The following is a 13538-nucleotide window of genomic DNA, read 5'->3' on the forward strand; positions in this document are numbered from 1 at the left end:
TTGGTCTCCTGTCAGACATGATAATTCCGGCGTCCGGCAATGGCGTGAACCACCCCTTCGACCTCGGTTCCGTGATAGATGCCAAAGGCACCGTATTGATATTCCTGGACATACCGGCGCAGCAGCGAGCGCTCGGCCTCGGCTCTGACCCGGTCATAGGGCAGGGCGTCGAGCGCGAAATACCGCATGCCTCCGGGCGCGTCCCCGGCAACGACACCGTGATAGATGATGTGCTGGGTCGCATCCGGCCTGTTCTGGTAGACCGCGTAAAGGTGATCCAGGTCGGCCGTCAGGCCAATGCGTCTGAGGTGATCCGTCAGCCCCTCGGCCGAGCGTGTCCGCGCCGGGGCCGCGGGCACCGACAGCTTGCCCGAGGTATCCTCGCAGAGCAGGATCCGGTCCTCGCAGGCCAGAACCGCGCCCAGCGAAACGCTGCCGGCCGCGGCGGCGGCGTCGACCAATGCGTCGTCCATGCCGATGTCGAAATAGGCCCCTTTGTAAAATCCCAGCGGCGTGCCTTCGGCGGTTGCGAATTGCAGCACCCGGCCAATCAGGATCAGATGGTCGCCCGCATCCACCAGCCGATGCCGCGCGCAGCTGAAACTGGCCAGAGAGCCGTCGATCAGGGGCATGTCCTGCGCATCGGCATGCCAAGTCGCGAGGGCGAATTTGTCGGCCGCTTGCGATGCGAAAAGGCCCGAGAACTCCTTTTGCCGATCCGTCAGGATGTTGACCGCAAAATGATCCGCCTGCGCGAAGGTATCGCAGGACAGCGCCGCCTTGGCGATGCAGACCAGCAGCAACGGCGGATCAAGCGAGACCGAGGTGAACGAATTGGCGGTGAACCCGCGCGGCGTGCCGTCCGGCTGGCGCGTTGTCACGACGGTCACACCGGTGGCAAAGCTGCCAAAGGCGTTGCGCAGGGCGCGTCTGGCCTGTGCATCGGACTGTGCGGGGGCGGTCAGGCTGTCCAGCAGGGCGTCATCCGCGCCCAAGCTTGGCGGGGCAGAGAGCGGGCCATGACCATGCGCCGCGAAACGCAAGGGATTGGCGGCAATTGTCCAGGGGGCCCGTCCGGGTGCCGCGACGCGGGCCAGCATGCCACGCGCCGCGACATGGGGGTCGGCTGCGATGTCGGCGATTGTGTTCATCGGCCCGAAAGGCACCTCGCCGCCCAGCAGGGTGGTCAGTTCGGCCTTGCTGCGCCCGCCACACCAGCGGGCCACCAGGGCGTTGAGTTCAACCGCATTGGCAGAGCGCGCCGCGCGGGTGGCATAGCGGGGATCCCCGCCCAGATCGGGCCGGTCCATCAGCTCCGCCAAGCGCCGCCAGAAGGCATCATCCACAATGCCGAGGGCGATATGCCCGTCGCTGGCCGGAAACAGTCCGAAGGGGGCCAGGAAGGGATGGCCGTTGCCCTCGGGACCCGGCACCGCGCCTGTCATGTCATGCAGATAGACCATGCGTTCGCAAAGCGAGATCATCGCGTCATACATGGCGACATCGACAAACTGGCCCTTGCCGGTTGCCTCGGCCTCGCGCAGGGCCGCCATGATGCCAAAGGCCATCATCATCCCGGCAAAGATATCGCCCACGCCGGGGCCGGTCGTGGTTGGCGTCGCGGCATCGGGGCCGGTCATGGCCATCAACCCGCCCATGGCCTGGGCCACGACATCATAGGACGGCCAGTCGCTGTAGGGGCTGGCTCCCGAACGCGGATCGCCAAAGCCGCGGATCGCGGCATAGACCAGTCTGGGATTATCCGCCGAGAGGCTTTCGAAGGACAGGCCCAGGCGGTCCATCACGCCGGGGCGGAAATTCTCGACAATCACATCGGCGGTCGCGGCGAGCCTGCGGAAACCGGCCTTGCCGCTTTCGGATTTCAGATCGAGCCGGACGCTCTTCTTGCCCCGATTGAGGCTGACGAAATACCCGGCCCAGTCCTGGCCGGGATCGTCGTCGCGGAAGGGGCCGTTGCCGCGGCTGGTGTCGCCGCTGCCGCCTTCGATCTTGATCACCTCGGCGCCGTGGTCGGCCAGATGCATCGTGCAATAGGGCCCCGAGAGCATGCGGCTCAGGTCCAGGACGCGCAGGCCTTTCAGGATTTGCGTGCTCATGATGCAGGGCTCAATGCGTCAAGGAATTGCCGGATCGGCCCGTTCACCGCATCCGGGGCCTCGGCCAGGGCCATGTGGCGCAGGCCGGGCAGGATCACGGTACGGGCGCCTACGATTTCAGCGGCGATGGCGGCGGTCATGTCGGGGCCGTTGCCGTGGTCTTCGTCGCCCGTGATGACCAGGGCGGGGCAAGAGATCGCCGGGTCAGGGGCCACGATCTCGTCAATGCCGGTGGCCAGAACGCTGTAGTTCCTGTGGTAGATCGACATGTCATTGGCCGTTACCCAGCCGCGCACGGTCTCCATCATCCCGGGGTTGGCGGCGCGGAACGGGTCGGTAAACCACCGCTCCAGCGCGGCCTCGACGGTGGAAGCCGGCCCCATGTCGCGCGCCTGTTCCACCCGTTTCAGGATCGCGGCCTGTGCGGCCTCGCTGCGCGTGTGGGGGGAATGCAGGATGATCAGGGCCCGCGTCCTGCCGGGGGCATCCTGAGCAAAACGGCGCGCGATCATGCCGCCCAGGGAGAAGCCGCCGATCACGGCGCGATCACTGCCGCAGTGATCCAGCAGGCCGGCCAGTTGCCTGGAAAACAACGACAGGCTGGGCGTTTCAGGCGGCATGGCAGAGCCGCCATGCCCGTAAAGGTCGTAGGTCAGAACGCGGTAGCTGTGGGCAAGGGCCGGGGTGGTCCACTGCCAGCACATCCGGTTCAGACCCAGACCGTGGATCAGCACGACAACCGGCGCATCCGCCGGGCCTGACAATGCGAATCGCGTGCCGTCGGGTGCCAGGGCCATCATGCCTTGCCCCCGAGGGGCTTGTGGGCGACGACCTCGACCTCCACCCGCACGTCGACCAGCAGGTCGCTGACAACGGCGGATCGTGCCGGCGGGTCTACCGGGAAATATGCGCCGTAGACTTCGTTGAAACCGGGAAAATCGGCGCGCTCGCGCAGCCAGACCATGGCCTTGACCACGTCGTCGCGGGTGCAGCCTGCCTGGGCCAGAGTCGCGGTGATCTCATCCAGCACGGCGCGGGTCTGATCCTGCACGCTGCCCCCTGTCATCGGCACACCGTCGCGCATCGGAACCTGCCCCGTCAGAAAGACGAAATCGCCCGCGCGAACGGCCCGCGAGAGCGACAGAACCCGCCCGCCGATTTCCAGCGGCCCCCCGATGACTTGCTTTTTCTCGACCATCTTGCGGCTCTCCTTTCGGCTCACCGTGCCCCGATCCAAAAAGGAGAGTTCCGGATTTTTCGACAGATGGTGTCGTTTTTTCCCGAATCCCTGGCGAGAAAGCCGCCATGAATGGGACTCACATCACGGAGGGTTTTTTGCGATGGATGACATCAGGACCTATCAAATGCTGATCGACGGCGCCTGGGTGGATGCATCCGACGGCGGCAGTTTCGACAGCGTGAACCCCAGCACCGGCGCGGTCTGGAGCCGCGTGCCGGAGGCGACGGAAGCCGATGTGAACCGCGCGGTCGAGGCGGCGCACAGGGCCTTTACCAAAGGCCCCTGGGCCAGGATGACACCGACAGAGCGGGGCAAATGCCTGCGCAGGCTGGGCGATCTGCTGGCCGACCAGTCCGAGGGGCTGGGGCGCACGGAATCCTTCGATACCGGCAAGATGCTCAAGGAAACCCGCTGGCAGGCCAGGTATATCGCGGAATTCTTTCACTTTTTCGCGGGCTGTGCAGACAAGGTCAGTGGCGAGACCCTGCCCATCGACAAGCCCGACATGTTCGTCTTCACCAAGCGTGAACCGCTGGGCGTCGTGGCCGCGGTGGTGCCCTGGAATTCGCAGCTCTTTCTGGTGGCGGTCAAGATCGGCCCGGCCCTGGCGGCGGGCAATACCGTGGTGCTGAAGGCCTCGGAACATGCCAGCGCGCCGATGCTGGAATTCGGAAAACTGATCGAGGCGGCAGGCATCCCGCCCGGTGTGGTCAACATCGTGACCGGGCATGGCGAACCCTGCGGGCGGGCGCTGACGGGCCATCCCCTGGTGGCGCGCGTGTCCTTCACCGGGGGGCCGAATGCGGCGCGCCACGTGCTGGAGAACGTAAAGCGCAACTTTGCCGAAGTCTCGCTGGAGCTGGGCGGGAAATCCCCGTTCATCGTGTTCGAGGACGCCAATATCGAAAGCGCGGTCAACGCCTCCATCGCGGGGATATTCGGGGCCACGGGGCAAAGCTGTGTGGCGGGGTCGCGCCTCTACCTGCAGGAAGATATCGCGGATGACTTTCTGGCGCGGATGACCGCGCTGACGCGCCGGATCGTGATCGGCGATCCGCTGGCAGAGGACACCCAGATGGGGCCGCTGTGCACCCGCGCGCAGCTGGAGACCATCCAGCGCGAGGTGGCCCATGCGCAAGAGCAGGGCGCCACGGTCCTGGCCGGGGGCAGACAGCCCGATGGCATGGGCGGGTTGTTCTACGAGCCGACGATCATCGAATGCCCGCGTCAGGATTTGCGGATCGTGGATACCGAATTGTTCGGGCCTGTACTCACCGTCCAGCGCTTCAAGACCGAAGAGCAGGCGCTGGAGCTGGCCAACGACTCCGAACACGGGCTGGCGGCGGGCATCTTCACGCAGAATTCGGCGCGCTCGCTGCGCATGGCCAATGCGGTGCAGGCGGGGATTGTCTGGGTGAACACCTACCGCGTGGTGTCACCCATCGCGGAATTTGGCGGGGTCAAAGGGTCGGGCTTCGGCCGCGAAAGTGGGTTCCAGGCGATCCATGACTACACCCGCCCCAAAACGGTCTGGGTGAATACCTCGGACGAGCCGATGGCGAACCCGTTTGTGATGCGCTGAGCCGCCCCGGGAATCGAGAAGGGAGAATCAAGATGAAATTCCAGCTGGCCGTGAACATGGAGCGGATCGACGACAGCTACGACATGAAAGACGTGGCGCGTCACACGCTCGAGATGGTGCAGATCGCGGAAGAGGGCGGTTTTGATATCGTCTGGGCCGCCGAGCATCACGCGCTTGAAATGACGATTGCGCCCAATCCCTTTCAGCTGCTGACCTGGTGGTCGCATGAGACCAGCACCATTCGCCTGGGCACGGCCGTCGCCACGGCGGCCTATTGGCATCCGATCAACCTGGCCGGCGAAGCGGCGTTTGTCGATCTGATCAGCGGCGGGCGGCTGGAATTCGGCATCGGCTCGGGCGCCTATCAGCGTGAGTTCGACCGGATGCGGCCAGGGCTGAAACAGTCGGACGCCTGGCGCTACATGCAGGAAATGCTGCCGGCGGTGCGCGCGCTGTGGCGTGGCGACTATGCCCATGACGGCGAGTACTGGAGCTTTCCCACCTCTACCTCCGTGCCCAAGCCGGTGCAGCCAGAGGTGCCCGTCTGGGTCGCCGCTCGCTCGCCCATCACCTACGACTATGCCGTGCGCGAGAAATGCAACGTCAACTGCTGGCCGCTGACCCGTCCCTTCGCCGAAGCGGAACTCTACATGCGGCAATTGAACGAGGCGATCGCCAAGGCGGACAATGGCTGGAGCCCGCGCTTTGCCCTGATGCGCCACGCCTGCCTTTACGACAATGACGCGGACCGGCAAGAGGCGTTGAATGCCATCCGCCGCCTGCTCAGCCAGTTCGAAAACCTGTTCCGCAACACCGGCGACGTGGTCAATGGCTTCCCCAAAGCCATTCCCCTGGATGAGTTGGAAGGCCGCGAACAATACGACCCCGCGATGCTGGAGGAAAACCTGATGTTCGGCTCCCCCGACACGGCCATTCGGAAATTGAAGGACTATCAGGCCCTGGGGGTGAACGAATTCATCTATTACGCCTCCATGGGCCTCAGCCACGAGGCGCAACAGCGTTCGCTGCGCATGTTCGTGAAAGAGGTCATGCCGGAATTCAGAGAGGCTCGGTGATGTCGACAGACGTCACGACCTGCGCGCCCGGGCGCACTGCGTCAGCTGCGGTCCGCCTGATCCTTGGCCGGGGCCTTGTTCAGGGTGTTCAGGAAATCGGTAAGCGAGACCGGCCAACTGGGCGCGGGCTCGTTTTCCGGCCAGGCCTCGCGATAATCCGACGGGCGGCGGCCAAAGAATTTCCCGAAGGAATACGCGAAATGTGACAGGGTGTTGAAGCCCGAAGCGGTGGCGATCTGACGGATGCTCAGCTGGGTCGAGATGAGCAGGAGCCGCGCATTCTGCAACCTTCTCAGCAGCCCGAACTGCACCACGGTGCACCCGACATGCTTCTTGAACTGCCGTTCCAGCTGGCGCTGCGACACGTCGAGCAGATCCGCGATTTCGGGCACGGTCAGAGGCTCTTCGATATTGTTCTCGATCAGGGTCATCGCCTCGCGCACCAGCGGCAGCATCGTCTCGGTGCCGTGCCCCATCGTGCGCCGTTGCGGCGATGTGGCGGTGCGGATCGGGTGGTGCAGCATCTGGTCGGCAATCTCGCCCGAAAAGCTGCTGCCGTGGCGCTCTTCGATCAGGCGCAGCATCAGATCCACACCGGCCAGCCCGCCCGCGCAGGTCATCACCTTGCCGTCGAGCGTGAACAGCCCCTCGCGCACCTCGACATTGTCGAAGGTCTCGCGGAATCCGTTCAGCCATGACCAGTGGATCGTCGCCGGCTTGCCATCCAGAAGTCCGGCGCGGGCCACGATGTAACACCCCAGCTCGACCCCGCAGATGAGCGTGCCGGCGCGGGCGCGTTTGCGCAGCCATGCGATGAGTGTCCTGTTGGTGTAATGTTCCGTCCCCCAGCTGCCCAGAACGAAGGCGAATTCGGACTCAGCCAGGCCGTCGTCCGCCACACCGACCGCGGTTGTCATCCCGTTGCTGGCCGTGATCCTGGCGCCGTCGAAGGAGGCAACCTCCCACGAGAATATCGGCGCCGGTGCGAGATAATTCGCGATTCGCATCGCCTCGATCATCGTGATCAGCGTGGTGATGTTGAACCTTGGCACAACGATAAAGACGGCATGTGTTTGCGCCCGCGCCATCCTGGGCGAGACATCGATTTCCACGGCGATCGTCCTTTGTATCGAGGTGCGATTTTTCGTCATCCTAGCGAAAGACGTGGCGGATAATCGACAGAATACTTGCCCCCCTGAGCGCCAAGCCGAGGAAAAGGGGAGCGTGTCCGAATGAACTGCGAAGTCGTGCTGACCCGCGCCGTCACCGGGGCGGGCGATGCCACCGGCAAGATCCGACACGTGCCGGTGACACCCGAAGAGAGCGCCGATGCGGCAATCGAAGCGGCCAGGGCGATGCCGGGCCGTCCAGGGGCCTTGCCCCGGCCATACGGTGCAAGGCCGGGGTCTTAAGGTTCCTCCGCGCGCGGGGGCGTGCCATCAGCGTCGCGGACGCGTTCACGGTGGAAGACATACCCGCCCGAGGCGAGGATGATCGCCGTGCCGAGGAAGGTCATCCCGTCAGGTATTTCGCTGAACACCAGATAGCCGACCGCGGTCGCGCCGACGATCTCGAGATACTGGAACGGTGCAAGCAGGCTGGCCTCGACCTTGCTGAAGGCGAAGGTGATCATCAGGAAAGCGACCATCGCCAATGCCCCGGCACCGGCCACGGCCCAGGGCCCCCAGCCAGGCAGGGCGGTCAGGCCGGTCAATCCGACCCCGAGCCATGACGCGAGCACAAGCACAGCCAGCGCAAGCCCTGCCGCGAACATCGAAGCGCCGAACTGAAAGCTCAGCGCCGACCGCGCGCGGGTGGATTTGCGCATGACGATCATGTTCAGCGCATAGGCAAGCGCCGCCAGCAGCGGCAGCAGCGCGACCGGGCCGAAGGTGATGAAGTTCGGGCGGATCACAACCAGGGCGCCGATCAGGCCGACCCCCACGGCGGCATAGCGACGCCAGCCCGGCACCTCGCCCAGGAACGGCCCGGCGAGAAGGGTCAGCAAGAGCGGCTCGACAAAGAAGATCGCGATGGCCGTCGCGATCGGCATCGTGGCAAAGGCGGTGATCAGCGACAGCGTCACCGTCAGGATCAGGCAGGCGGACAGGAACGAGCCGAGCGAGAACATGGACCCGTGAAAATGGCGCCGCATCAGCACGGCGGCGGGCAGGAAAAAGACCGCCTGGGCGATCATCCGCCAGACCGTGACCTCGAACGGCGCGGCATAGGCGGTCAGCGATTTCGAAATGGCGTCCCCCATCGGCAGTAAGACCATGGCGATGCACATCGTGGCCATGCCAAGACGCTTGTCCATATCGGTTTTTCCCGGGTGGGCGGCGGTCGCAAATGCCATGAGATACCCCGCTGCAACGGACAGGATGTTCGAACGAGTCCGGGCGTCCAGGACGGTCTGATCGGGAAACGAGATGACGCCATCATCCCGCGACCCGGGCCTATTGCCTTGGCCGTCCTGGGTCAATGGCCTTCGCGGGGGATGCCTGTCGGGGCGGGGGCGACACATGCGAATGTCGGGCCACGGGGGGCGTCGATGAATGCCGTATCGCCCCCCGGGCCGCGACTTCAGGCGACACCCGCCATCCATCGTGCAGGCGTCACCCGGCGGTTCGAACCGCGCGGCAGCCGCCAGCCGCTTTTGCGGAAGCTGGCGGATGCCGCCCGGGCGCGTGCTTTCATTGCCGGGCGATCGGAAAAACCGGTCATCGGAAGGGGCAATTTCCCTGACGCCCCGACCCCGGCAAAGGGCGGGGTGGTCAGTTCCGATTCGACTCCCAGAAAACAACTCTGCGATGCACCACCCGCATGATTTCGTTCAACGCAATGCCGAGCACTGCGAGAAGAACGATGATCGCGAACATGTTGGCCACGTTCAGGTTCGTCATGGAGCTGCTGATCAGCACCCCGAGGCCGAGCTTGGAGGCCACGAATTCGGTCACAATTGTTCCGATCAGGGCGAACACGATCGAAACCTGCAGACCTGCAAAGATCATCGAAGCGGCGCCAGGCAGCTTGAGATGCCAGAGCATCATCCAGCGCGATGCCGAAAAGGCCCGGAAAAGGCTGATCAAATTGGCATCCGTCGCCTTGATCCCGACCACCACGTTCACGAAGACCGGGAAAAAGCAGATCATCGCAACCATGATGACCTTGGAAGACAACCCATAGCCGAACCACACGATAATCAGTGGCGCCAGGGCAACCTTGGGAATGGCCTGCAGCGCGACGATATAGGGCGTGAGGATCTTTTCTACCAGCGGTGTCTCCGCGACGATCACCCCGGTGACGATAGCCAGTCCGCAGCCCAGAACATAGCCGTAGAGGGTCGCACTGAGCGTGGCCCAGATATGCGGATAATACGGGCCTGACAATCCGTACAGCAACGCCTCGCCCGTCGCTTCGGGAGACGGGAGGAAGTAACTGGGGACCTCAAACCAGACCACCCAGAATTGCCAGAACAGGATCAGAAGCGTTCCGCTGATCAGAAACAGTCCGATGTTCTGAAGAGTGGCTTTCATGCGGTAGCCTCCTGCGGATCGGCGGATTTGGCCATATCGACGAACAGTTGCCGAAGTCGCGCACTGTGCGCGCCGAATTCGGCGCTGGTCATATCTTGCAACTGACGCGGGCGGGGGAGGTCGATGCGCAGGTCGTCGATCACGCGTCCCGGCCTCTGCGACAGCGTCACAACACGGTCCGACAGGAAGACGGCCTCAGGAATCGAATGGGTGATGAAGAGGACCGATTTGCGGGTCTCCATCCAGATGCGCTGCAGTTCACCCATCATGGTCTCTCGCGTCATTGCATCGAGCGCGGCGAAGGGTTCGTCCATCAGGAGAACCTTGGGGTCATGTACCAGTCCCCGGGCGATGCCGACGCGCTGCTGCATGCCGCCCGACAACTCGTAGGGGTAGTTGTTTGCAAAATCGGAGAGATTGACCAGATCGAGCAGCTGCATCGCGCGAGACCGGTACTGCTTTTGCGGAAGTCCGAGGCTCCGGATCGGCATCAACACGTTTTCGAGCACGGTTTTCCACGGAAGCAGGGTCGGCTGTTGAAAGACCACGCCGACCTCGGGATTCGGACCGGTGATCACCTGGCCGCTCAGCTTTGCCGACCCCGAAGTCGTCGGAAGTAGACCGGAGGCAATCTTCATCAGTGTCGATTTCCCGCATCCGGACGGGCCAAGAACCGAGACGAATTCAGCCTCGGCAATATCGATATTCAGCCCCTCAAGGGCCGTGGTGGTGCCGCTGCGGGTCTTGTAATTGAGCCCGACGGCATCAAAGCGCAGGACGGACGGCAGTGCCGTCGCGTCCTCCTCGTGTTGCGTCTTCATTCCGCGGCCCTGGCCCTTTTGATAACTTCGTCCGCGTCGAAATCGTTGTACTGGCTGACGAATTCGTTGGTGAAGATATTGTCGTCCGGAATGTCGGCCGATGCCAGAAGACCACCGTCCTTTGCTGCCTCCAGCAAGGCGCGGACCGAGTCCGGATAGAACGCGCCGTATTCGCCCGGCTTCACGAAGTCGGGAAGCATGTGGTCGAAGTTGACGTTAATCGTGGCCACGGCCCCTTTCAGCGCCTTTTCTTCCGAGCCGGGGACGCGCAGTTCTGGCATGGCGCGCCACAGCGACCGCGCACAGGCTTCCGGGTTCGTCTTGCAGGCAAGGTTCGCCTTTGCCAGGGCCCGCCCGAAACCGGCAACGACATCGGGCTTCTCCCGCACAAAATCCGTGCCGAAGAAGATCGAACTGCTGGGCACCTCGCGGAAGCCTTCGGGATAGGATAGGCGGCGAATTGCAGTGCCCGATGACGCAAGGCTTTCGTGCATCGTGTGGAACAGGTTGAGCGCGTCGATCTGGCCCGACGTCAGCGCGTGGAATGCCTGGGGTCCAAAGCCCACCGCCAGGAACTGGTAGTCGGTATCGCTGAAACCCGCAGCGTTGAGCGCGGCCTTGGTGAACGGCACATTGCCCGAAGAATTCGTGCCGACGCCGATCGTCTTGCCCTTCAGACCGGCAAAATCGGTGATCGGGCTGTCCTGCAGAACAACCACTTCCCACACCGTCTTGGGGTAGGCGTTGTACGTCAGCACAACCGGCAGCGGATCGTTGCCGTCCTGAAAGGACACGGCGAGCGATTCAGGGCTGAGATAGCCAAGGTCCCCATGCCCCCCCACGACCTGCTGGACTGCGGCAAGCGACCCCTGCGCGACGACGTAATCGATGTTGATGTCCTCGGCGGCGAAATAGCCAAGCTCTTCGCCAAAGGTGAACTGCGCACTGTCCATGCCCCAGGGCGATGATCTGACCATGGTCAGGTTCTCCGCGGTTACCGCCGAACCGGCCGTCAGCGAAACGGCGACCGCAGTGGTTGCCAGTATGTTTTGAAAATTCACTTCGTGGTCTCCTCCGTGTTGTTTTCCTGTGTTTCAAGGATGCCCGCCCCGGTCAGAAACCGGCGGGGGTTGTCAATCAGCATGATGTCCAGTTGGGCATCGGTTACCCCTCTCTGCTTCAGCAGCGGTAGGAAGCCGTCGACGAGATGGTCCATCCGGCTGAGTTCGTCCCAGTCCGCTTGCGGCATCGGGCGGAACGGTTTGCCGGCAAATTCCACGAACCGGTCCTGGCTCATCATGATTTGGCGTACGAAACCGTCCTTCATCAATCGGGCGATATTGTCGGCGTGCACTGTATCGGGGTGGCGGAAGGCCATTCCGATACGGTCGAATCCGATGAAGGAACCGTTCTCGCAGACCTGACGATGATACGCCGGCTCGGCACTGTTCGAGCAGTGACCGATCAGGCACCGGTCAAGCGCCACACCCTCTTCGGCGAAGATCTCCTGCTGTTCGGGCGCGCCCAGATCGTCCTCGGTGTGGGTCATGATCGGCAGACCCGTCGCCTTGTGGGCGATGCAGACGGCCCGAAGCACCTTGCGCTCAAGATCGCTTGGCGCCTGTCTGCTCGTCGCGCATTTGATCACGCCCGGACGTATGCCGGTTTCAAGACATCCGTTCTCGATCTCGTTGATGTAGAGCGCGGCGATATCCTCTGCCGATCTGATGCGCCAGTATCCCGGGAGGCCGACCTTTTCCGTGTAGAAGCCGGTGGCGCAGATGACGTTGATCTCGCCCTTTTCCGCAACTTCCCTCATCAGCTCCGGGTCGCGGCCAAGCTCGATCGGGCTGGCGTCGACGATCGTTCCTATGCCCTGCGCCTTAAGACGGTGTATCAGGTCGACAGCGCGTTCGACGAAGCCGGCCCGGTCAAAGATATAACCGGCCTCCAGCTCAGCGCCGGGGAATGCTACCCGCAGGTGTTCATGAACCAAAACGCGACCGAGTTCGTTCGGGTGAACTGATCCTGTTACAGTCGATACTCTCATTTTCGGTCCCTCCGAGCAGCAGGCTATCGGCTGCGCCACATTCGCGCGAGGTCTGTGCGCAAATAAGCGGCATTTGCCTGGCGAATAGTGCGCTGTCACTTTTCAGCCGGCACGCCGGGTCTTGGACGGGCTGCAACTCTGCAGGGGATAGGTCAGTGCCTGTCCATTCTCCCCACGATAGAGCGCCTTGGGTCCGGCACACCTTCGTTGCGCGCGCGTTTCCGGGGCACGTGACATGAGCTGTCCAGCCTGACGCATCGTCTTTCGGCGCAGCGGCATGCCATGTGGTGTCTGCAAGGTGACAGGGCCAGAGCCATCCGAAATACGTCAGGGCGGGCGGCATCGGCATTCATGGATTTGCGCGGTTCCCGAGGCGCTTGGTGCCTCTGGCCACACGGCGCGTCAGGTTCGCCAGACGAATATCCACAATCCACGTCGTGCAGTTAGATGAAGTGCGACGCAGTGCTATCCAAAAGGGACGCTTTGATCGCGGGCATCTGACCCGCGTGGAACAAGGACCGACCGTGATACACGAATTACGCGCCTACGATCTGAAGCCTGGGCAAGCCCTTGCGTACCTCGAGACCTTTCGAACCGATGGTGTGCAGTACGTCACGCGCCATCTTCCGATGGTCGGATATTGGCTTACGGACAACGGAGCGCTCAACCGTCTGTATCACCTCTGGCCATATGCGGACATGGAGCACCGGGCCAGAGCGCGTGCCGCTCTTGCCGAGGACGCAGACTGGAATTCCCGCTTCGTTCCCAAGTGCTTTCCGCTGATCCTGCGTCAGCAGAGCTTTTTCCTGCGCGCCCTGGACCTGAGTCCGGAGGTCGAGGAATTACTCGGTCGCACACAGGTCCCCGTCGGCCATCAGGACCCGTCCGAAGCGATCTTCGCGTCGTGTTACCATTCACTTTCGTTTTCGGCCGCCGAGGTCGCGGTGTCCGGAGCGGAGGTGCTTGGACGTTGGTCCGTAGCCTCCGGGCGGGACGTCGGGGCGCAGGTCACGATCATGCGGCACGAGCGCGGTCGGGCCACTCCGCCGGACGGAGTTCTCAGACACGAATTCCTCCGACCCCTGGCCCTCTCACCGCTGCGCTGAGGGTTGGTCC

At 63.3% G+C, this 13538-nt stretch carries 13 protein-coding genes; 4 read left to right on the plus strand and 9 right to left on the minus strand.

Going from position 1 to position 13538, the window contains the following annotated elements; all coding sequences use genetic code 11:
* Positions 1-11 precede the first annotated feature (11 nt).
* Genes GLS40_RS10180 through GLS40_RS10190 form a run of 3 tightly spaced genes read right to left on the minus strand, consistent with a single transcriptional unit; the run spans position 12 to position 3315 of the window.
* The gene (locus GLS40_RS10180) at positions 12-2117 is read right to left on the minus strand and encodes a CoA transferase (protein ID WP_160382675.1); all 2106 of its coding nucleotides are present in this window, start codon (positions 2115-2117) and stop codon (positions 12-14) included.
* Positions 2114-2917, minus strand: coding sequence for an alpha/beta fold hydrolase (locus GLS40_RS10185; protein WP_235905877.1), 804 nt, complete (start codon positions 2915-2917; stop codon positions 2114-2116). Before GLS40_RS10185 ends, GLS40_RS10180 begins: the two co-directional genes overlap by 4 nt.
* A complete protein-coding gene (locus GLS40_RS10190; RefSeq protein WP_160382676.1) occupies positions 2914-3315 on the minus strand; it encodes a RidA family protein in 402 nt (133 codons plus the stop codon). The genes GLS40_RS10185 and GLS40_RS10190 overlap by 4 nt, the downstream gene beginning before the upstream one ends.
* Before the next feature lie 142 nt (positions 3316-3457).
* Between GLS40_RS10190 and GLS40_RS10195 the strand changes: the two genes are divergently transcribed.
* Positions 3458-4939: an aldehyde dehydrogenase gene (locus GLS40_RS10195; RefSeq protein ID WP_160382677.1), complete on the plus strand. Its 1482-nt coding sequence runs from the start codon at positions 3458-3460 to the stop codon at positions 4937-4939.
* 32 nt (positions 4940-4971) lie between these two features.
* Complete coding sequence (locus tag GLS40_RS10200; RefSeq protein ID WP_160382678.1) at positions 4972-6015, plus strand: LLM class flavin-dependent oxidoreductase; 1044 nt, start codon at positions 4972-4974, stop codon at positions 6013-6015.
* A 41-nt stretch (positions 6016-6056) separates the two neighbouring features.
* Here GLS40_RS10200 and GLS40_RS10205 read toward each other — a convergent pair whose 3' ends face one another.
* The gene (locus GLS40_RS10205; protein ID WP_160382679.1) at positions 6057-7127 is read right to left on the minus strand and encodes a GlxA family transcriptional regulator; all 1071 of its coding nucleotides are present in this window, start codon (positions 7125-7127) and stop codon (positions 6057-6059) included.
* Positions 7128-7247: 120 nt separating this feature from the next.
* Between GLS40_RS10205 and GLS40_RS10210 the strand changes: the two genes are divergently transcribed.
* Positions 7248-7427, plus strand: coding sequence for a 3-keto-5-aminohexanoate cleavage protein (locus tag GLS40_RS10210; RefSeq protein ID WP_235905878.1), 180 nt, complete (start codon positions 7248-7250; stop codon positions 7425-7427).
* On the opposite strand, the gene GLS40_RS10215 is transcribed toward GLS40_RS10210, so the two are convergent.
* From GLS40_RS10215 to GLS40_RS10235, 5 genes are all read right to left on the minus strand, one after another.
* Entirely contained in the window at positions 7424-8332 is a 909-nt protein-coding gene (locus GLS40_RS10215) for a DMT family transporter (RefSeq protein WP_160382680.1), read from the minus strand. The genes GLS40_RS10210 and GLS40_RS10215 overlap by 4 nt on opposite strands.
* A 457-nt stretch (positions 8333-8789) precedes the next feature.
* Positions 8790-9551, minus strand: a complete 762-nt coding sequence (locus GLS40_RS10220; RefSeq protein ID WP_160382681.1) for an ABC transporter permease — start codon at positions 9549-9551, stop codon at positions 8790-8792.
* A complete protein-coding gene (locus tag GLS40_RS10225; protein ID WP_160382682.1) occupies positions 9548-10372 on the minus strand; it encodes an ABC transporter ATP-binding protein in 825 nt (274 codons plus the stop codon). The genes GLS40_RS10220 and GLS40_RS10225 overlap by 4 nt, the downstream gene beginning before the upstream one ends.
* A complete protein-coding gene (locus GLS40_RS10230) occupies positions 10369-11349 on the minus strand; it encodes an ABC transporter substrate-binding protein (RefSeq protein ID WP_160382683.1) in 981 nt (326 codons plus the stop codon). Before GLS40_RS10230 ends, GLS40_RS10225 begins: the two co-directional genes overlap by 4 nt.
* A gap of 80 nt (positions 11350-11429) precedes the next feature.
* Entirely contained in the window at positions 11430-12422 is a 993-nt protein-coding gene (locus GLS40_RS10235) for a phosphotriesterase family protein (RefSeq protein ID WP_160382684.1), read from the minus strand.
* A gap of 437 nt (positions 12423-12859) precedes the next feature.
* Between GLS40_RS10235 and GLS40_RS10240 the strand changes: the two genes are divergently transcribed.
* On the plus strand, positions 12860-13528 hold the full coding sequence (locus GLS40_RS10240) for an NIPSNAP family protein (protein WP_160382685.1): 669 nt from the start codon (positions 12860-12862) through the stop codon (positions 13526-13528).
* Positions 13529-13538: the final 10 nt, after the last annotated feature.

The organism is Pseudooceanicola pacificus (genome assembly GCF_009789075.1).
In the GTDB taxonomy this organism is placed as follows: Bacteria; Pseudomonadota; Alphaproteobacteria; order Rhodobacterales; family Rhodobacteraceae; genus Pseudooceanicola; species Pseudooceanicola pacificus.